Raw genomic sequence first — 18,652 nt, 5'->3', positions numbered from 1 at the left:
CGCCCGGCAGCAGCCATCCCTTCCCTGTTCGATGAATCGGAGATCGTGCCGATGACCTCGCAATATTCCGCGCAAATGGCACAGCGTCGCGGCCTCACTTTCTGGGGGCAATGGTTGTGCGCAATGACCCTGGTGAACCTGTTGCTGATGGTGCTGGTGCACTGGCGCATCGGCGCCTTGCCCAGTGAATACCGGCTGCTGATCATCCTCACCGTGCTCGGCTCGATGCCGGTCTACAGCCTCGTCCAGGTCTATCACAAACGTCATGGCCTGCTGGTCGGGCTCGGACGCTTGCTCGCCGGCTGGCTGATTCTGCTCGGGCTGCTGATGAGCATCGCCTTCGTCACCCAGACCAGCGCGTTGTTTTCCCGGCAGGTGGTGATTGTCTGGGCGGTGGTGGGTTTTCTTGCTCAGGCGGCGACGTTTCTGCCGCTGCATCTGTTCGTGCGCATGTACACCAAGATGATCTGCAACGAGCGCCGCGCGGTGATCATCGGCACCTGCCCGACCGCCCATGAGCTGGCGCGCAAACTCCTCGACCCGGATCGCGCGCTGCTGCTCGGTTTCGTCGCGGCAAAAGCCGACAGCGGCCCGGCGCCAAGCATTCTGCCGCTGCTCGGCGAGGTTGAGGACATTCGCGAAATCATCACCCGCTTGCAGGCGCGGCGGGTGTACATCGTGCTGCCGATGGCCGAGGCGGCGACCATCGAAGCGTTGTACATCAACCTGCTCGACATGAACGTCGACGTGGTGTGGATTCCGGACCTGGGCAGCATGGTCTTGCTCAATCATTCGATCTCCGAGATCGAGCGGATGCCAGCGATCTATCTCAACGAAAGCCTGCTCACCTCGCACCCCGGCAGCCTGTTCTGCAAGGACCTGTTCGAACGCAGCGTCGCGGCGATGGCACTGATGCTGCTCAGCCCGCTGCTGCTCGGCGTGGCCATCGCGGTCAAGCTGACGTCGCCGGGGCCCGTGCTGTTCAAGCAGAACCGCCATGGCTGCGACGGCGAAGTGATCCGCGTGTGGAAGTTTCGCTCGATGCGCGTGCACGACGATCAACAAGTGCGCCAGGCCACCCGCGACGATGACCGCGTCACGCCGCTGGGACGCTTTCTGCGGCGCAGCTCCATCGACGAACTGCCGCAACTGTTCAACGTGCTGTTCGGGCACATGGCGCTGGTCGGGCCGCGCCCGCACGCAGTCACCCACAACATCTATTACACCGGCAAGGTGCGCGCCTACATGGCGCGGCATCGGCTCAAGCCTGGCATCACCGGTCTGGCGCAGATCACCGGGCACCGCGGCGAAACCGAGACCGTGGAAAAGATGCAGCGCCGGGTCGCCCAGGACCTCAATTACATCAATCAATGGTCGCTGTGGCTGGACATCAAGATCCTGCTGAAGACGCCCTTCACCCTGTTCTCGAAAAACATCTACTGACTGCGGCCAGCGCTCTGGCCCACCCCACCGCGCATGAGGTTTTCCCATGAATGTGAGTGTATTCGGTATCGGTTATGTCGGACTGGTCCAGGGCGCCGCGCTGGCCGAGGTCGGCCACAACGTGCTGTGTGTGGATGTCGACGCGGCCAAGGTGCAGGCCTTGAACGACGGCAGCCTGCCCATTTACGAACCGGGGCTGAAAAGCCTGGTGCGGGAAAACCATCACAGCGGTCGCCTGCAATTCGGCAATGATCTGGCCGCTGCGGTAAAGCACGGCGACGTGTTGTTGATCGCCGTTGGTACCCCACCGGACGAGGACGGTTCGGCGGATCTCAAACATGTGCTGAGCGTCGCCCGTACCATCGGAGAGCACCTGCGCGGCGAGCAGATCATCGTCGACAAATCCACGGTCCCGGTGGGTACGGCGGATCGGGTGCGCGAGTGCATCAACGCCATCCTCGGCGAAAGCGGACGCGCTGCACTGACCTTCGATGTGGTGTCCAACCCGGAATTCCTCAAGGAAGGCTGCGCGGTCGACGACTGCATGCGCCCGGACCGGATCATCATCGGCACCGACAGCCCCCGCGCCGAAGCGGTGATGCGCGAGCTGTACGAACCGTTCAATCGCAACCGCGAAAAGATCATCGTCATGGACGTGCGCAGCGCCGAGCTGACCAAGTACGCCGCCAATTGCATGCTGGCGACCAAGATCAGCTTCATGAACGAGATGGCCGGGCTTGCCGAAAAACTCGGCGCCGACATCGAAATGGTTCGCCACGGCATCGGTTCGGATCCACGCATCGGCTATCAGTTCATCTATCCCGGCATCGGTTATGGCGGTTCGTGTTTTCCCAAGGATGTGCGTGCGCTGATCCATGCCGCCCACGGCGTCGATATCGATGCGCGCCTGCTCAGGGCGGTTGAGTCGCGCAACAATGAGCAGAAAAGCACGCTGTTCCACAAGATTGCCGATCACTTCAACGGTGCCCTTGAAGGCAAAACCTTTGCCCTCTGGGGCCTGAGTTTCAAGCCCAACACCGACGACATGCGCGAAGCCCCCAGCCGCGTGTTGATGGAGGCGTTGTGGCGTGCTGGCGCCAGCGTGCAGGCGTTCGACCCGAAAGCCATGGAGCAGGCGCAGCAGCTTTACGGCCCGCGCGACGACCTGACGCTGGCCGGCACCAAAGAGGCGGCGCTGAAGAATGCCGATGCGTTGGTGATCGTCACCGAGTGGCAAGCGTTTCGCGCGCCGGACTTCGAACTGCTCGCCCGCCAGCTGAAAAACCCGCTGATCTTCGATGGCCGCAACCTGTTCGATCCGCAACGCCTCAGCGCGCGCGGCTTCACCTACATCAGCGTCGGCCGGCCGACCTGCGCCGCCGAAGCACAGGATCTCGCGTCATGATCCGCCTGGAATTGCTGGATCGTTATTCGCCGGCGCTGCTGGAATCGAACCGGGCGTTCTCCTTTCTCAACTTCGCCTCGATCGGCAGTTTCATCCGCCAACCGCCGCCGTCGCTGGCGTATTTCTGCGACGGCATGCTGATGTCCGGGTTCATGTCGCGCATTACCGGGCGCGCGGTGGAGCGGGTCAGTTTCGATTTCACCTCGATTGCCGATCCGGTGTTGCGCGAGTCCGAGCAACGCGGCAAACGCGTCTACGTAGTCGGCGCGCGGCAGGCGGAGCTTGATCGTTTCGTGGAAAAGCTCGGCACGCAGTACCCGCGCCTGCAGCTGGTTGGCGCGCACAACGGTTACTTCGACGCCGAGCAAGGCGCGGCGCTGCAGGCTGACATCCGTCGGCAGCGGACCAACCTGCTGCTGGTCGGCCTCGGCGCCGGGCTGCAGGAGCGTTTTGTCCTCGATGCGCTGCGCGGGGGCTTCAGCGGCGTGGCATTCACCTGCGGCGGTTTCATTCGTCAGGAGGCGAATGCCAGCGAGCGCTACTACCCCGCCGCCATCAACCGCCTGCACCTGCGCGCCTTCTACCGCATGTACCGCGAGCCGCACACGATCAAGCGTTACCTGCTCGACTACCCGAGCAATGCCCTGCGCCTGACCGAACTGATTCTGCGCCAGCAAGTGGCGATCAATGTCACCGCCCCATGAGGATTGTGCCGATGCATATTCTGTTCACGCTTAAGGATTACCAGACTGGCGGCGGCGTCGAGTGCGTGCAGCAACGCCTCGCCGAGCAGTTCCTGGCAGACGGCCGGCGGGTGAGTTTTTTCGTCATGAACGGCGACTCGCCCAACGTCGACGGCGCGCCAAGCCTTGCCGGTGGCGGCGGCGGCCTCGTTGGCTGGCTGAAATCGATCGTGCTGCTGCGCCGCTTGATTCTTCGCGAAGGCGTGACGCATCTGATCGGCGCCAAGGAGCAGGCCAATCTCTGCACCTGGTTCGCCACCTTGGGCAGTCCGTGCCAAGTCATCTACACCCGCCACGCCGCACTGGATTGCGCCGAACAGAACACCGGGCGCGCCAGCCTGCGCCTGTTGTACGCGCTGTATCTGTGCGGCAGCGGCAAGGTGGTCGCGGTGTCCCACGGTTTGCGCCAGTCGCTTGCCGGGTTGATGCCGTGGGGCCAGCCGCGCATCCGTTATTGCCCGAACGCGGTGATCAGCGAGCAACTGTTGCATGCGGCACAAGCGCCGTTGCCCGGTGGCGTGCCCCATCATTACTGGCTGGGGATCGGCCGACTGGTGGAAACCAAAGGCTTCGATCTTTTGCTCGAAGCCTATGCGCTGGCAGCGCAACAGCGCACGCTGCCCTATCTGGTGATTGCCGGCGACGGCCCGTTGCGCGCAGCGCTTGAAGCGCAGGCGCAACGACTGGGCATCGAACGTCTGGTGCATTTCACCGGGCATCTGCGCAATCCCTATCCGCTGATTCGCCATGCGCAGGTGTTGGTGCTCAGCTCATTGCACGAAGGTTTGCCGACGGTGCTGGTCGAGGCGCTGGCACTGGGCACGGCGGTGATTTCCAGCGATTGCGGCAGCGGGCCGCGGGAGTTGCTCGACGACGGACGCCTCGGGCGCCTGGTCAAGGTTAACGATGTGCCGGCCCTGGCGGAGGCGCTGCTCGACAGTCTAGCCAGCCGCGAATCCGCTGCGCCGGCCCGACGCTCGGTCAGCGAAGCGATCCAGCCCTATACCAGCCAGTACGCCGCGCAGGCCTATTACCAGGTGTGGAACCGATGAAAAAACTGCTGATCATCCTCCAGGACCTCGGCGCCGGTGGCGCTGAAAAAATGATGGTGCGCCTCGCCGGGGCCTTGGTTGAAGCCGGCAACGAAGTCACGTTGCTGATGCTCACCGGTGCCGGCATCAATCAACCGGCGCTCGACCCACGGGTCAGGCAAGTGCTGCTCGACAGTCCGCGCAGCGCGGCGGCGGTGCCGGCGCTGACGCGTTTTTTGCGCAGCAATCAATACGACGCGCAACTGGCCGCCCTCACCCACGTCAACGTCGTGGCGATTGCCGCGGCTGTGCTGTCCGGGACTTTGGCGCGGCTGCATGTCAGCGAGCGCAATGCCTTCTCGCGGGACAAGCACGTCAACCCGGCCCTGTCGGTGAAGCTCGCCTACTGGCTGGCGCCGTGGCTGTACCGGCTGATTCCCAACCCGGTGATCTGCGTATCACAAGGCGTCGCCGAAGATCTGGTCGACACCACCATCGCCCGTCCGCGCGACGTGACCACCGCCGACAACCCGGTGCTCGACAACGATTTTCGCGACAAACCTGCCGCCGCGCCCAGCCATCCCTGGCTCAAGGACAAAACCACCCCGGTGATCGTCGCCGTGGGTCGGCTGGCGCAGCAAAAAGGTTTCGACACCCTGATCGACGCCTTCGCCCGCCTGCCGCAAGGCGATGCGCGGCTGATCATCTTCGGCGAAGGCGCCCTGCGCGGCGAACTGCTGGCCCAAGCGACAGCGCTCGGCGTTGCACAGCGTTGTGATCTGCCGGGTTACGCCAATGATCCAATCGCCGAGATCGCTCGGGCAGATTGCTTTGTCTTGTCGTCGCGTTTCGAGGGCAGCCCCAACGCCTTGGTCGAAGCTTTGTCCACCGGCACGCCGGTAGTGGCGACGCGCTGCCCGTATGGCCCGCAGGAAATTCTCGCCGACGGCGCCGTCGCGCCCTTGGTCGAGGTCGACGACCCGGACGCTCTCGCCGCCGCGATCAGCGCACAAATGTCCGCGCCGCGCGCCCTGCATCGCCAGCGTCGCATCGATGCTGCCGCGCGTTTTGTCAGCGCTCGCGCGGTGCAGACCTACCTCAAGGCGTTACTCGGGAGGCGCTGAGATGAACCGCCTGCAAGTGCGTTATTCGACGCTGGCCGACGCCTTCACCTTGTTTGGCGTGCTGTTCTATACGCAAGTGATCGGCTTCTTTCTGCGCCTGGGCAATGTCAGCACGCTGGACGATGCGCAGCAGGATCTGGAAGGCAATCTGGCCAATCAGGTCTGCGGCTTGCTGACCTTGCTGGTGCCGCTGTTCTTTTTCATCCGCCACAAGGTTTTTCTCAGCAAGAGCTTCTACCGGCAGAACCTGTTTTTGCTGGTGTTCCTCGGCTGCGTGGCGGCGTCGATCAGTTGGTCGAGCGAGCCGATGCTCAGCTTCAAGCGTTTCGTCGCGCTGCTCAGCGTAGTGTTCTTCGCCGGTTTCATTGCCTGGCGCTACAGCATCGAGCGGATCGCTTTTCTGTTCGGCTGCGTGATCGGTGCGGCGGCGCTGGTCGGGTTGATCTTCGCCGTGATTCGCCCGGACATCGCCTTCATTTCCGGCGGCATCCGTGACGGTGCCTTTCGCGGCGTGTTCGCGGAAAAGAACGCTGGCGCACGCCTGAACGCGATTGCGATCCTGTTGCTGCTGCCGATGATCCGCCAACGCAACCCGCTGGCTATCCTCTACGGGCTGTTCGCGCTGATCGCCATTGGCCTGGCGCAGTCGGCCACGGCGATTGCGCTGATCGTCGCCGGCACCGCCAGTTACGCCTACTTCATCACGCTGATCCGCTTGCGCATCAACCGCTCCCTGCTGGCCTTCACCGCCGCGACGCTGGTGTTCTTCCTCTTGTGTGGGGTGCTTTACGCCAACTACGCCATGCTGCTGGAACTGGTCGGCCGCGACCCGTCACTCACTGACCGCACGTTGATCTGGGAGCTGTTGCAGCCGCTGATCGATGCGCAATTTCTCAAGGGCTACGGCTTCGGCGCGTTCTGGGCCAGCGCCGATGCCGATGCGTTCATTACCCGCTGGGGCTACATCGGCAATGCCCACAGTGGCTACGTCGAAACCCTGCTCAACGGCGGCCTGATTCAGTTGATTGCCCTGCTGCTGATGTTTGCCCAGACGCTGAGCAAGCGTTATCGGGCGATCACGGCGGATCAATCGGCGCGCTATCAGGCCTGTGCGCTGGTGATCATCGGCCTGTTTGTGGTCACCAATTACGTTGCCTATGTGATCCCCAACTATCGCTCGGGCGAGTTCCTGATTTTCTGCGTGCTCAGCCTGACCTTCCGCCACCACCTCGTCATCCGTACGCAGCCGCTGCCAGTCGCCAGCGCTCGGCCGATGCGCACCACTTTCAGGGAGCAACGCCCATGCTGAATGATCCCTCGGCCGTCACCGTGTGCGTGGTGATTCCGCTGTACAACGCCGCCGCCAGCATCCAACGCACGCTGGATTCGGTGAGTGCACAAACCCGGCTGCCGGACAAAGTCATCGTCGTCGATGACGGTTCCAGCGATGCCGGGCCAGAGATCGTCAAGCAGTACGCCGCGCCCTTTCCCATTGTGCTGTTGCAGCAGCCCAATCAAGGCCCGGCCAGTGCGCGCAATCGCGGCGTGTTCAGTGCCGAGGAAACCTTCATCGCCTTCCTCGATGCCGATGACCGCTGGCATCCCGAGAAACTGCAAAAACAACTGACCCTGCACGCCGAACTGAGCCACCAGGGGCGCAAGGCCGGTCTGATCGATTGCTTTCAGATGAGCGAATTCAGTGACGGCAAACGTCAGTTGGAGGACCGCTGCAAACACGGCGACCACTTTGCCGATTTCATGCGCGAAAACATCATCAACGGCACCTCCGGCGTACTCGCCCTGCGCGAAATCATCGTCGCCATTGGCGGCTTCGATCAGAGCCTGCGCTTCGCCGAGGATCGTCTGCTGTGGACGCGCATCGCGGAAATCAGCGAGATCCACAGCGTGCCGCAGATCCTGCACTGGCGCGCGGTCAACGCCGCCAACATCACCGCGCAACCGCACAAGTATTACCCGCACAAGCTGCGCTTCATTCAGCTGTACCTGGCACGCTACGGCACCCGGCTGAACAAGCAGCAGCGGATCTATTTCGTCCTCGCCAATCACGCGGAGTTTCTCAATGCGTTTTCCCGGCGCGGCGATCACCCACGGGTCATCGAGGTGTTCCGGCAGATGCTCGGGCATTCGTGGCAGACGCTGTTTTTCTCCCAGGGCAAACCGACCCTGCGCTACCTCTACGCCTGCTTGAAAAGCCTGGGCAACAGCCGCTGAATGTCGGGGATCGCGCCATGGCCAACCGCCGCCTGATGACCCTCGTATGGATTTTCACCGAGAAGTTCGGCCTGATTTTCCTGTCGATGATTACCTTTGTCGTTTACGCGCATCTGCTGACGCCGACCGAGCTGGGCATCGGCACGCTGATCATCGCCGTGGTCGAAGTGGTCGGCATTCTGTTCTCGTCGATGCTCGAAGACCCGCTGGTGCGCCTGCAGCGGATGGAAGACAAACATATCAGTAGCGTGTTCTGGTTTGCGGTACTGGTCAGTCTGTTGTCGATTGCGTTGATCTCGTTGGCGGTGGTGCTGTATACGCCGTCCACCGCACTGCGCTGGATGACCGCCGTGGCCTCGGTGAAAATCCTCTTCACCCTGATGGCCCGGGTGTATGTGGCACAGATGCGCCGCAGCGGCAATTTCAAGCTGCTGGCCTCGCGCACCTTGCTCGGCAAAGTGGCTGGCGGGGTTGGCGGCGTGGCTGTTGCGCTGCTGGGTTTCGGCCCGTGGGCGGTGGTCGCGCAGGCGCTGATCATGGACGGCATTTCCACGCTGGTGCTGATGCGCAGCGAGCGTCGGCGCATTCCCTTGCTGATCGACCGCCAGGTACTGGGCGAACTGCTGCGCGCCGGACTTCCGGTCTGCGTCAATGTCATGAGTTCGCAAACCCTGCAACGCGGCGTCAACCTGATTCTCGGCCTGACTGCCGGGGCGCACGCGGTGGGCATGTTCAACCTGGCGATGCGCATCATCGACCTGCCGCGCTCGGCGATCTACAACGGCTTGATGAGCTACGCCCTGCCGGTGTTCGCCCGGCGCAGTGCCGAACCGGCGCGGCTGATCGGCGTCATCGGCGATTCCACGGCAATCAGCGGCTTCGTGCTGACCCCGCTGTTTTTCGGCATCGCCCTGACCGCCGAAGACATCATCCTGCTGATCTTCGGCGCGAAATGGGCCGACGCGATTCCCTTGCTGCAAGTGCTCGCCGGCACGGCGGCGCTGGGCAATCTGGCGCTGTATGCGACCACTGCGCTGGTGGCGGTCAATCGCACGCATCTGACGCTGAAGGCCGAAGTCGCCACCACCCTGCTCGCGCTGGCGCTGGTGTATCTGCTCGGGGCGAGCTACGGCGGCATGGCGGCGGCGCTGGCATTGCTGCTGCGCATGCTGCTGATCACGCCATTGCAGGTGCGCGGCCTGCACGCCGCCATCGGTTACGACTGGCGCAGCTTCTTCCAGTCCAGTTACCGCAGCCTGCTTGCCTCTGTCGTGATGGTCGTGGTGGTGATGTGGCTGTCGCGGCAGACCGGCCTGTCCGGTTATGCGCACCTGGCCGGCGACATCGCCATCGGCACGCTGACCTACGCCTTGGCCTACAGCCTGCTGCACCCGCGCTGGCCGCAAGAATTCAAGTTGGTGTTCACCGCCCGCTGAGCCGGATTTCCTCGCAATGGAGCACGTCGTCATGCGCAAAACCACGTTGATCACGGGCGGTGCCGGCTACATCGGTTCGCACACGGCATTGCAGTTGATCGAGTCCGGACGCACGGTTCTGATCCTCGACAACCTGTGCAATAGCAGCCGCGAGGCCATCACACGGCTCGAGCTGTTGAGTCATTCGCACATCGATTTCATCGAAGGCGATATCCGCGACGCGGCGTTGCTGGAGGAGATTTTCAGCACTTACGCGATCGACGCGGTGCTGCATTTCGCCGGTCTCAAAGCGGTCGCGCAAAGCATGCGTCGACCGATGGATTACTACGCCAACAACGTGGTCGGCACGCTGAACCTGTGTCAGGCGATGGCCCGCGCCCACGTGTTCAATCTGGTGTTCAGTTCATCGGCCACTGTCTACGGAGAGCCGACCGTGATGCCGATCGTGGAATCGCATGGCACCGGCAAACCGGCCAATCCGTACGGACGCTCGAAGCTGGTGATCGAAGAATTGCTCAGCGACCTCGCCGTCGCCGACGCGCGCTGGAACATTGCCGTGCTGCGCTACTTCAATCCGATCGGCGCGCACCAGAGCGGGCTGATCGGCGAGGCACCCAATGGTCGGCCGAACAATCTGCTGCCGTGCCTGACCGAGGTTGCCAGCGGCCAGCGCGCGGCGTTGACCGTTTATGGCAACGACTATCCGACCGTCGACGGCACCTGCATTCGCGATTACATCCATGTGCTGGATCTGGCCGCTGGTCATCTCAAAGCGCTGGAGGTTTTGCAGGGCGACGAGCATGGCCTGCACATATGGAATCTCGGCAGCGGCACCGGCTACAGCGTGTTGCAGATCATCAGCGCCTTCGAAGACGTCACCGGTCTGCGCATCCCCTACCGCTTCGCCCCGCGCCGCGCCGGTGATGTCGCCGAATGCCGCGCCGATGCAAGCAAGGCCGGGCGCGAACTGGGCTGGCGCGCGCAACGCGAGCTGACACAAATGCTCATCGACAGCTGGCGCTGGCAGACCAGCAACCCATGGGGCTACCGCCCGCAACCGGCGCCGCTGCTGGCGGTGGGCACGTAATAACGCCGCCAACTCACGTTAGGGACGACTCATGAACAGATCACGATGCATGCTGTTTGTCTTGCTGCTGCTGAGCGTTGGCGCCGAGGCCAATATTCCAGGACCGGTCACTGAAGGCCTGGTGTTGTGGCTGGACGGCAATGACCCGGCCGCGATGACACTGGAGGGGCAAAACCAGGTCGTGCGCTGGCTGGATAAATCCGGCAAGGGCAATGACGTCACCGTCGACAACCGCGCGGCGACGATTTTGCCGACGCGGGTCGACAACGCCCTCAACGGCCACGGTGTGGTGCGTTTCAGCGGCACGGCAGCGTTCATGGGCCAGGCGATTCGCACAAGCAAAGGCCCGGTGACGGTCTTCGTCGTCTCGCGACGCCTGCCCGAGCAGGCCGGCGGCAAAGCCTGGCAGCGACTGTTCAGCTCCCGCCCGCAACTGGCGGACAACGACAACGTCGCGCCGAATTTCGGCATCAGCGTGCAGCAGACCAGCGCCTACGAGCCGGCGCTGGCGTTGCTGGAAACCAGTGACGTGCCGATCGGCCCGTTCGCGGTGGCGCGCAACGTAGTCGGCACCTCGGAAATCCTGCGCGGCGACATCGCCGAAGTGCTGGTGTATGACCGTCAATTCAGCAACCAGGACGAACGCCGTAGTGTGTTCGACTACCTGGCGCAAAAATGGGCAGTCGTGGTTCCGCAGCAGGCCGATGCTTGGACCCGGGTTGGCCCGTTAGGCCCGACCCCGACGCACGTTACCCCCGATCTGCCGTTGTCGGATCAGGCCAATGCCGGCGGCTGGAAGCTCGATACGCGGCTGTCCGACGAATTCAATGGCAGCACGCTCGACGCCGAACGCTGGCACGTCAACAACGCCACCGGCACCGATTCCCTCGGGCGCAAACCGGCGCTGTTTTTACCGGAGAACGCCAAGGTCGGCAGCGGTAATCTGAACATTACCTTCCGCAAACAGACCCTCCCGGAGAAATACGTCGCCTTGGGCTACAAGGACTACAGCTCGGCGATGGTGCGCACCCATGAACGGGGGATGTACGGCTATTACGAAGCCCGGGCGAAGCCGATGAACTCTGCCGGCTCCAGTGCGTTCTGGCTGGCGTGGACCGGGCTGCCGGAGAACGCCACGGAAATCGACATCTTCGAAATCGGCGGCAAAACCCGCAACGAAACGTTTGACCGCCGGTACAACATGAACGCCCATGTCTGGGCCAGACCGCAGAATGATCAACACCTGAGTTCCGGCAGCACCTGGAATGCCCCTTGGCGGCTGGCCAGTACCTTTCATGTCTACGGTTTCGACTGGCAACCCGAGACGTTGCGCTGGTACGTCGACGGCGTTCTGGTCCGGGAGGCGAAGAACACCTATTGGCACTTCCCCATGCAAATCGTTTTCGACAGCGAAGCGATGTGGGACTGGTTCGGGGTGGTCGACGATGCTGACCTGCCGTCGGTGTTTCGCATCGATTACGTCAGGGTCTGGACACGCTCAGCGCAATAAGCCCGCGTTCAACGGTTGTGCACCATCGCCTGCATCTGCCACAGCGTGCGGAACCGTCCCTGACTTTCGCGCAACTCCTGCGGCGTGCCGTCCTGCACGATCTCACCGTTCTCCAGCACCAGCACCCGGTCGAAATTGGCGATGGTCGAGAGCCGGTGCGCCACCGCGAGGACTGTCCTGCCGCGCATCAGGTTGCTCAGTGCACGCTGGATGATCGCTTCCGAATCGGAATCCAGTGCCGAGGTCGCCTCGTCGAGAATCAGGATCGGTGCGTCCTTCAGAAACGCCCGCGCGAGCCCCAGACGCTGGCGCTGGCCACCGGACAAGGTCACTCCGCGCTCACCGACCGGGGTGTGATAACCCTGCGGTAGCGCCTGGACGAATTCGTCGCAAAACGCCTGATGCGCCGCTGCGATGATCTGCTGCTCGGTGGCATGGGGCTGGCCGTAGCCGATGTTTTCCAGAATGCTGCGATTGAACAGCGTCGGCTCTTGCGGCACCACGGCGATCTGTCGGCGTAAACTGTCCTGGCTGACCGAGCGGATGTCGCGGTCGTCGATCAGGATGACCCGCTGCGCACGTCATCCAGGCGTTGCAGCAAACCGAGCAACGTCGATTTTCCCGAGCCCGAAGTGCCGGCAATGCCGACGCTTTGTCCCGCCGGGATATCCAGGAAAAAATGCTCGAAGACCTTACGCCCGTCCGGGTAGGCGTAACTGACGTCGAGCATCTTAATGTGCCCACGGGTCGGCGCCAGTTCCTCCGCGGTGTCGCTGAGTTCGTGGGGCTGGGCGACGATGCCCAGCGTCTCGCTGATGACCCCCATCTGCTGGCTGGTTTCCACCAGGGCCAGCGCCAGTTCGCGCGAACCGTGCAGGATGCGAAAGGTCAACGCGCTGACCATCACCACATCGCCCGCCGTGACCTGCCCCGATCGCCAGAGCAGGATCGCCCAGCCGAGCATGCCGCCCGCCATCACGGTCAGGCAGATGTCGTGCAGCACCCGCGCCTTTTCCATGTACATCCAGCTGCTGCGGTGCGAATCGGCTTCGATGCCGATCTCGCGCTCCAGGCGCAGACGCTCGCGTTGACGCCCGGAGAACGCCTTGATCGTCCAGACATTGGACACCAGATCGACAATCTCGCCACCGACCCGCGCCGACTGCGAAGCAAAAGCAATGTGCCGGCTGCGGCCGCGCACGCCGAACACGGTGATCAGCGCGGCGACCACGATCACGCAGCCGACCAGGGCCAGTGCCATGGCCCCGTGCACCGCCAACAGCAAAGCCACGGCACCGATGAAATCCACGCACGGCGGCACGATGCGCCAGGTCAACCCGCCATAGACCTTGTCGGCAGCAGCGCCGATCGCCGAGACGCGATTGGCCAGCGAGCCGGAGAAGTGCCGCTTGAAATAGCGCATCGGGTGGCCGGTCAGGTGATGAAACAGGTCCACGCGCAGATCGGCGCAACTGCCGACGATAGTGTGACAGCCGACCCAGCCGCCGAGGCGCCACAGCAGGTTTTCCATCACGATCAACGCCATGAACAGGCCGAACGCGTGCCACACCTGGTCCGCCGCCGACCCGGCGGCCATGGCGTCGACCAGCAGTTTCATGCCGTACTGCACCACTACCGCACAGCACGCCGCGCCCATCACCAGTGCGACCATGGCGATGAAGTGCGCCGGACGAATTCTGATGTAGCGCCATAAAAAGGCAGCGGCTGACGCCGGCAAGGGCTCATCGCGCATTTGCTGGAAGTTCATCTCCCGCGCCCCTCAATGTGCCCGCCATTGACCCTGCGCAAGCAGGCGGCAACCCGCTCGGGAACCTGCGCCAGCTCGACGTGCAGCGGGTGAAATGCTGCGCGCTCGCCCTCGCCATCGGGGTAGCCGAACACGCCGGTGGGGCAATACCGGCCGTTATCCCAGCCCGGGTAATCGAGAAACGGGTACCAGCAGATCCCCTGCAGCGGCACACCGCGTTCGAGGGCCAGCAGCGTCTGCTCAAGGATGTAAGCCAGCCACGGCAGGCGTTCTTCATCTTCGGCCCCGGTTTCGGCGATCAGTATTGGCCGCAGATAACGCTGGTGCAGTTCCTTGAGCATGCCCGACAGCGGTCGGAAGTCGCGCTCGCCGCGAAGGATGCGCCGGCCGTGGTAATACCACTGGTTATGCGCATAGAAATTGGCACCGATGATATCCAGGTAATGCTCCTGCCCGCCCAGGCCGGGCCATTCACGGCCAGTGAGCAGATCCCACGCCTGAAATTGCGACAACCGATAGGCTTCGGCCGCTTCGATATCGTCGCTGCGCCTGGAGCCGGCGAGCACATGGATCAACGGATCGCACTGGACGAACCGAGCATGGGGCGCCCGTTCGCGAATCGCTTCGATCGCAGCGATGCTCGCCCGCACCAGTTGATGCTTGAGTTCCTGCGCGCGCCCGCGTGCGGTCGGGTTGAAGTACGCGACCTCGCCCCCCGCCCAACTCCAGAACGAAATCTCATTGATCGGCGAGTAGAACGGCACGCTGACGCCCTCGTCCATCATCACCGTCGCTGCAGCAGCGGCGAAACGGGCAAAACGCTCGACGAATGCCGGGCGCCAGAAATCCAGGTCATCCGGATAACCGTAATGGCACAGGTCCCAGACCACTTGCACCTGCTGCGCTTGCGCGGCTTTGAGCATCGGCACGAAGCTGCTCCAGTCATAGCGACCGGGGCTGCGTTCGATCAGGTGCCAGCGCAAGCCGTCGCGGGCACAACGAATGTTCAACCCGCTCAGTCGCTGGTAATCCTTGTCCACCCAGCGCGCGTGTCCGGTGTCGGCCAGCAGGTCCAGGCGCCGACCATCCTGGCGGCGCTGACTGGAACATTCGAAACCGGCCATGACGAAGCTGCTGAAGATCGAATGAGCGCCTGTGCCGGGCTCGGGTTCGTCGCCTTTCGGCTGCGCGGTCATGAAGCATCGGTCTCGGTTGCGGCAGTGGCGGGTGCCTGCGCCGCTTGAATATCCCGATACAGGGCCAGCGCCTGCCCCACCACCTGATCCATGTTGTAGTACTTGTAGGTGCCCAGCCGCCCAAGGAACGTGACGTTCGGCGTCTGCTCGGCGAGTGCGCGGTAGCGTTTGTACAGTTCGGCATTTTCCGCCCGGGGCACCGGGTAATACGGGTCGCCGTCGTCACAGGGATATTCGTAAGTAATGCTGGTGCACGGGTGCGTTTGCCCGGTCAGGTGTTTGTATTCAGTGATGCGGGTGTACGGCACGTCCGGGTGCGGATAATTCACCACCGCTACCGGCTGATAGTGCTCCTGCTCGAGGGTCTGGTGCTCGAAACGCAAGGATCGATACGGCAAGTGGCCCAACTGGAAATCGAAGTATTCGTCGATCGGGCCGCAGTAGATCAGATGCTCGTACTTCACCTCGTCGCGCACAGCCTTGAAATCCGTACTGAGCAACAGATCGATGTTCGGGTGATCGAGCATGCGTTCGAACATTTGCGTGTAGCCGGCCGTGGGCATGATCTGGAAGGTGTCGCCGAAATAGCGGTCGTCTTCGCTGGTCCGCGTCGGAATGCGCGAGGTCACCGATTTATCCAGCGCCGACGGATCCAGCCCCCACTGCTTGCGCGTGTAGCCACGGAAGAATTTCTCGTAGAGTTCACGGCCGATCTGATTGACCACCACATCTTCAGAAGTGCGAATGGTCGCCACCGGTTCGGCGCGCTCGGCGAGGAACACCTCGGCTTCCTTGGAGGACATCGACAAGCCGTAGAGCCTGTTCAGCGTGGTCAGATTGATCGGAATCGGCAGCAATTGGCCGTCGACCTGAGCGAGGACGCGATGTTCGTAAGGTCGCCATTCAGTGAAGCGCGACAGGTAGTCGACAATGCGTTGGGCATTGGTGTGAAAGATGTGCGGGCCATAACGATGCACCAGCACACCGGCGGCGTCGTAGTGATCGTAGGCATTGCCGGCGATATGCGGGCGCCGGTCGATCAGCAATACCCGACGGCCCAATCCTTCGGCCAGACGCTCGGCAATGACACTACCGGCGAACCCGGCACCGACGATCAGGTAGTCGTAGGATGGGCAGGACTTTGCGCGCTCCAGGCTTATCGTAGGCATTCGATCTGCTCCTGCATGAAGCGACTGGTGTTGTCCCACGACATGCCGGCGATGGCGGCATCGGCGCACTGCAGAAATTCCGGCGTGCCTTTGAGTGCCAAAGCTTGTTCGATCGCCTCGACAAAAGCCTCGGCGGTGTCGGCAATGAACACCGCGCCGCTCTCGCCGTAGCCGCTGACCACGTCGTGAATCGGCGTCGACACCACCGGGCAGCCACCGGCCAGATATTCCGGGGTCTTGGTCGGGCTGATGTAGCGCGTGGACGCATTGAGGGCGAACGGCATCAGCGCCACGTCCCAACCCGCCAGGTAATCCGGCAGTTCGGTGTATTGCTTCGAACCCAGATAATGAATGTTCGACCGTTGCGGCAGGGTTTGCGGGTCGATCTTCACCACCGGCCCGATCAGCGCGATCTGCCGGTCAGGGCGCATCGTCGCCACGCGATCAATTAATTCGATATCAAAGCGTTCGTCGATCACGCCGAAAAAGCCCAGGCGTGGCCGCGCGATCGCTGCCTGATCCGGCGGTTCCGGCAATGCCTGCCGCGCCGCGGCGAAATGCGCGATGTCGACGCTGCTCGGCACCGGATAGGCATTGCCGTGCTGGCGTTGCTTGACCTCCCACAGGCTGTAGCCACCGGTGAACACCACGTCGGCGCGGGCCAGCAGTTGCTGCTCCATATCGATCAATTGCGCGGGCGCGCCCATGAACGCCGACAGTTCATCCATGCAGTCATAGACGGTGACGCGAGCGTCGAGGTGCTCGGTAAACAGCAAGCTCATCGGCGTGAGGTACCACAGCAGCAGATCGCCCTGAACGCGGCCGGCGAGGTGTTCATCGAGCAATTGCCGCTGCGCCTGAGCAATCGCCTCGCCACTCATGCCGAGGGGCAACTGCGGCACCGCGACCTCTATCCCTGCTGCTGGATTCGAAAGTTCGAGTCTGGGCGTGGCGTCTGCGATAAATACCGGTTCCTCGAAAAACACCACGTCGTAGTGTTTCGCCAATCGCGACATGACGTGCTGCGGCCGCTGATAGACAAAGCCCCAGCGCAAATGCGACAGGCACACCAGCGTGGGCCGCACCTGAAGGGATGTTTCGAGAGCATTCTGCGCACTCGCCAGTGCGAGCGCCTCGGGTTGTTCTGCAAGGTTCATGGCGAAAATTCCTCATCGGGGAAAACAAGTCGACACAGTGCCGAGCCACCGGGCCGTCTCACTTGTCGGCACTGCAAGTGCAGGGCATTTCTCGATGAGGCCGTAAGGCTCTTGAAGGTTGGAATAGCGGCGTTCTCACGTCGTTCAGCCCAACCTTGAGCGCAGCCGATGAACTGCACATACCGGCGGGCAAACGAAGTTGAACTCGCCGAACAATCCATCCCCTACCGTCCAGGACAACATGGTTTTTGCCGCCGCACAGGCGCCTCGAAACCATGCACAAAGCCATCGGCCGATGGCAGTACTTGGGAGGGCGGGCGCATGATCTTGATTACCGGTGGTGCGGGATACATTGGTGCGCACGTCGCACTGGAGTGGCTGGGCCAGGGCGTGGACGTGTTGATTCTCGACAACTTGTGCAACAGCCAGCGCGCAGCGATCGAGCGCATCAGTACGCTGGCGGGAAAACGACCGGAGTTCATTCAGGGTGATGTGCGCAATCGACGACTGCTCGATAACCTTTTGCACGATTACCCGATCGATGCCGTGGTGCATTGCGCCGGGTTGAAAGCGGTCGGTGAAAGCGTGCGCGAGCCCCTGCGCTATTTCGACACCAATGTCGGCGGCAGCCTGACCTTGTGCCAAGCCATGGCCAAGGCTGGAGTGTTCCATCTGCTGTTCAGTTCATCGGCCACTGTTTACGGCGACTGCGCCACCCTGCCGATCAACGAAAACTGCGCCACCGGCCAGCCGACCAATCCCTACGGCATGTCGAAACTGATGTCGGAAAACATCATGAAGAGTGTCGCCAGCTCCGACCCGCGCTGGTCGATCGGTCTGCTGCGCTATTTCAATCCGATCGGTGCGCATCCTTCCGGCCTGCTCGGCGAGGCGCCCACCAGCACGCCCAACAACCTGGTGCCCTATCTGCTGGAAGTCGCCAGTGGTCGACGCGCGCAGCTGTCAGTGTTCGGCAACGATTACCCGACTCCGGACGGCACCGGTATTCGCGATTACCTGCACGTGGTCGACCTTGCGCTCGGTCATGTCTGCGCGCTCGACGCCTTGCGCGATCGCCATGGCATGAGCGTCTGGAACCTGGGTACCGGGCGCGGCTATTCGGTGCTGGAGGTGGTCAGCGCTTTCGAACAGGTCATTGGTATCAAGATCCCGTTGCGTATTGAAGCCCGGCGCCCCGGCGACATCGCGCAGTGCTGGGCGGACCCGCATAAAGCCCTCGAAGAACTGGGCTGGCAGGCGAGCCGCTCATTGCCGTGCATGCTCGCCGATGCCTGGCGCTGGCAGTGCAATCAGCTCGGGCAGGTCGACGTGCGTCAAGCTAATTGAACGT

General features: G+C 62.7%; 14 protein-coding genes and 1 pseudogene. 11 read left to right on the top strand and 4 right to left on the bottom strand.

Annotated elements, in window-relative coordinates; genetic code table 11:
- Positions 1 to 51: 51 nt before the first annotated feature.
- The 10 genes from LIS66_RS12605 to LIS66_RS12560 are packed head-to-tail and all read left to right on the top strand — an operon-like array spanning position 52 to position 12,011.
- Positions 52 to 1,443 (top strand): undecaprenyl-phosphate glucose phosphotransferase, encoded by a 1,392-nt coding sequence (locus tag LIS66_RS12605; protein WP_064361728.1) that lies wholly within the window; start codon positions 52 to 54, stop codon positions 1,441 to 1,443.
- 46 nt (positions 1,444 to 1,489) lie between these two features.
- Complete coding sequence (locus LIS66_RS12600; RefSeq protein ID WP_227974426.1) at positions 1,490 to 2,848, top strand: UDP-glucose dehydrogenase family protein; 1,359 nt, start codon at positions 1,490 to 1,492, stop codon at positions 2,846 to 2,848.
- Positions 2,845 to 3,552, top strand: coding sequence for a WecB/TagA/CpsF family glycosyltransferase (locus LIS66_RS12595; RefSeq protein ID WP_227974425.1), 708 nt, complete (start codon positions 2,845 to 2,847; stop codon positions 3,550 to 3,552). The genes LIS66_RS12600 and LIS66_RS12595 overlap by 4 nt, the downstream gene beginning before the upstream one ends.
- An 11-nt stretch (positions 3,553 to 3,563) precedes the next feature.
- The gene (locus LIS66_RS12590; protein WP_227974424.1) at positions 3,564 to 4,643 is read left to right on the top strand and encodes a glycosyltransferase; all 1,080 of its coding nucleotides are present in this window, start codon (positions 3,564 to 3,566) and stop codon (positions 4,641 to 4,643) included.
- Complete coding sequence (locus tag LIS66_RS12585; RefSeq protein WP_227974423.1) at positions 4,640 to 5,746, top strand: glycosyltransferase; 1,107 nt, start codon at positions 4,640 to 4,642, stop codon at positions 5,744 to 5,746. The genes LIS66_RS12590 and LIS66_RS12585 overlap by 4 nt, the downstream gene beginning before the upstream one ends.
- A gap of 1 nt (position 5,747) precedes the next feature.
- Entirely contained in the window at positions 5,748 to 7,055 is a 1,308-nt protein-coding gene (locus tag LIS66_RS12580) for an O-antigen ligase family protein (RefSeq protein WP_123418322.1), read from the top strand.
- Positions 7,049 to 7,978: a glycosyltransferase family 2 protein gene (locus LIS66_RS12575; RefSeq protein ID WP_227974422.1), complete on the top strand. Its 930-nt coding sequence runs from the start codon at positions 7,049 to 7,051 to the stop codon at positions 7,976 to 7,978. The genes LIS66_RS12580 and LIS66_RS12575 overlap by 7 nt, the downstream gene beginning before the upstream one ends.
- Before the next feature lie 17 nt (positions 7,979 to 7,995).
- Complete coding sequence (locus LIS66_RS12570; protein ID WP_064361734.1) at positions 7,996 to 9,414, top strand: oligosaccharide flippase family protein; 1,419 nt, start codon at positions 7,996 to 7,998, stop codon at positions 9,412 to 9,414.
- Positions 9,415 to 9,445: 31 nt separating this feature from the next.
- Positions 9,446 to 10,501, top strand: a complete 1,056-nt coding sequence (gene galE / locus LIS66_RS12565; RefSeq protein ID WP_227974509.1) for a UDP-glucose 4-epimerase GalE — start codon at positions 9,446 to 9,448, stop codon at positions 10,499 to 10,501.
- Between the two features lie 31 nt (positions 10,502 to 10,532).
- On the top strand, positions 10,533 to 12,011 hold the full coding sequence (locus tag LIS66_RS12560; RefSeq protein ID WP_227974421.1) for a family 16 glycosylhydrolase: 1,479 nt from the start codon (positions 10,533 to 10,535) through the stop codon (positions 12,009 to 12,011).
- A gap of 8 nt (positions 12,012 to 12,019) precedes the next feature.
- On the opposite strand, the pseudogene LIS66_RS12555 reads toward LIS66_RS12560, so the two are convergent.
- From LIS66_RS12555 to LIS66_RS12540, 4 genes and pseudogenes are all read right to left on the bottom strand, one after another.
- Positions 12,020 to 13,779: pseudogene (locus LIS66_RS12555) on the bottom strand (ABC transporter ATP-binding protein).
- A complete protein-coding gene (locus LIS66_RS12550) occupies positions 13,776 to 14,975 on the bottom strand; it encodes a beta-glucosidase (RefSeq protein ID WP_227974420.1) in 1,200 nt (399 codons plus the stop codon). The pseudogene LIS66_RS12555 and the gene LIS66_RS12550 overlap by 4 nt, the downstream one beginning before the upstream one ends.
- On the bottom strand, positions 14,972 to 16,144 hold the full coding sequence (glf, locus tag LIS66_RS12545) for a UDP-galactopyranose mutase (RefSeq protein WP_227974419.1): 1,173 nt from the start codon (positions 16,142 to 16,144) through the stop codon (positions 14,972 to 14,974). Before glf ends, LIS66_RS12550 begins: the two co-directional genes overlap by 4 nt.
- Positions 16,132 to 17,301: a glycosyltransferase family 1 protein gene (locus LIS66_RS12540; protein ID WP_227974418.1), complete on the bottom strand. Its 1,170-nt coding sequence runs from the start codon at positions 17,299 to 17,301 to the stop codon at positions 16,132 to 16,134. The genes glf and LIS66_RS12540 overlap by 13 nt, the downstream gene beginning before the upstream one ends.
- A gap of 321 nt (positions 17,302 to 17,622) precedes the next feature.
- Between LIS66_RS12540 and galE (LIS66_RS12535) the strand changes: the two genes are divergently transcribed.
- Positions 17,623 to 18,648 (top strand): UDP-glucose 4-epimerase GalE, encoded by a 1,026-nt coding sequence (gene galE, locus LIS66_RS12535; protein WP_227974417.1) that lies wholly within the window; start codon positions 17,623 to 17,625, stop codon positions 18,646 to 18,648.
- Positions 18,649 to 18,652: the final 4 nt, after the last annotated feature.

The organism is Pseudomonas sp. HN2 (assembly GCF_020736465.1).
Classification (GTDB): domain Bacteria; phylum Pseudomonadota; class Gammaproteobacteria; order Pseudomonadales; family Pseudomonadaceae; genus Aquipseudomonas; species Aquipseudomonas moraviensis_A.
The sequence above is the reverse complement of the archived record's forward strand: the minus strand, read 5'-3'. Positions and strand labels throughout refer to the sequence as shown.

Excerpts from the sequence above, each read along its gene's own strand:
- glf (WP_227974419.1), bottom strand. The coding sequence starts at position 16,144 with ATGCCTACGATAAGCCTGGAGCGCGCAAAGTCCTGCCCATCCTACGAC.
- LIS66_RS12575 (WP_227974422.1), top strand. The coding sequence starts at position 7,049 with ATGCTGAATGATCCCTCGGCCGTCACCGTGTGCGTGGTGATTCCGCTG.
- LIS66_RS12580 (WP_123418322.1), top strand. The coding sequence starts at position 5,748 with ATGAACCGCCTGCAAGTGCGTTATTCGACGCTGGCCGACGCCTTCACC.
- LIS66_RS12560 (WP_227974421.1), top strand. The coding sequence starts at position 10,533 with ATGAACAGATCACGATGCATGCTGTTTGTCTTGCTGCTGCTGAGCGTT.
- LIS66_RS12540 (WP_227974418.1), bottom strand. The coding sequence starts at position 17,301 with ATGAACCTTGCAGAACAACCCGAGGCGCTCGCACTGGCGAGTGCGCAG.
- galE (WP_227974509.1), top strand. The coding sequence starts at position 9,446 with ATGCGCAAAACCACGTTGATCACGGGCGGTGCCGGCTACATCGGTTCG.
- LIS66_RS12605 (WP_064361728.1), top strand. The coding sequence starts at position 52 with ATGACCTCGCAATATTCCGCGCAAATGGCACAGCGTCGCGGCCTCACT.
- LIS66_RS12585 (WP_227974423.1), top strand. The coding sequence starts at position 4,640 with ATGAAAAAACTGCTGATCATCCTCCAGGACCTCGGCGCCGGTGGCGCT.
- LIS66_RS12570 (WP_064361734.1), top strand. The coding sequence starts at position 7,996 with ATGGCCAACCGCCGCCTGATGACCCTCGTATGGATTTTCACCGAGAAG.
- galE (WP_227974417.1), top strand. The coding sequence starts at position 17,623 with ATGATCTTGATTACCGGTGGTGCGGGATACATTGGTGCGCACGTCGCA.
- LIS66_RS12600 (WP_227974426.1), top strand. The coding sequence starts at position 1,490 with ATGAATGTGAGTGTATTCGGTATCGGTTATGTCGGACTGGTCCAGGGC.
- LIS66_RS12550 (WP_227974420.1), bottom strand. The coding sequence starts at position 14,975 with ATGACCGCGCAGCCGAAAGGCGACGAACCCGAGCCCGGCACAGGCGCT.
- LIS66_RS12595 (WP_227974425.1), top strand. The coding sequence starts at position 2,845 with ATGATCCGCCTGGAATTGCTGGATCGTTATTCGCCGGCGCTGCTGGAA.
- LIS66_RS12590 (WP_227974424.1), top strand. The coding sequence starts at position 3,564 with ATGCATATTCTGTTCACGCTTAAGGATTACCAGACTGGCGGCGGCGTC.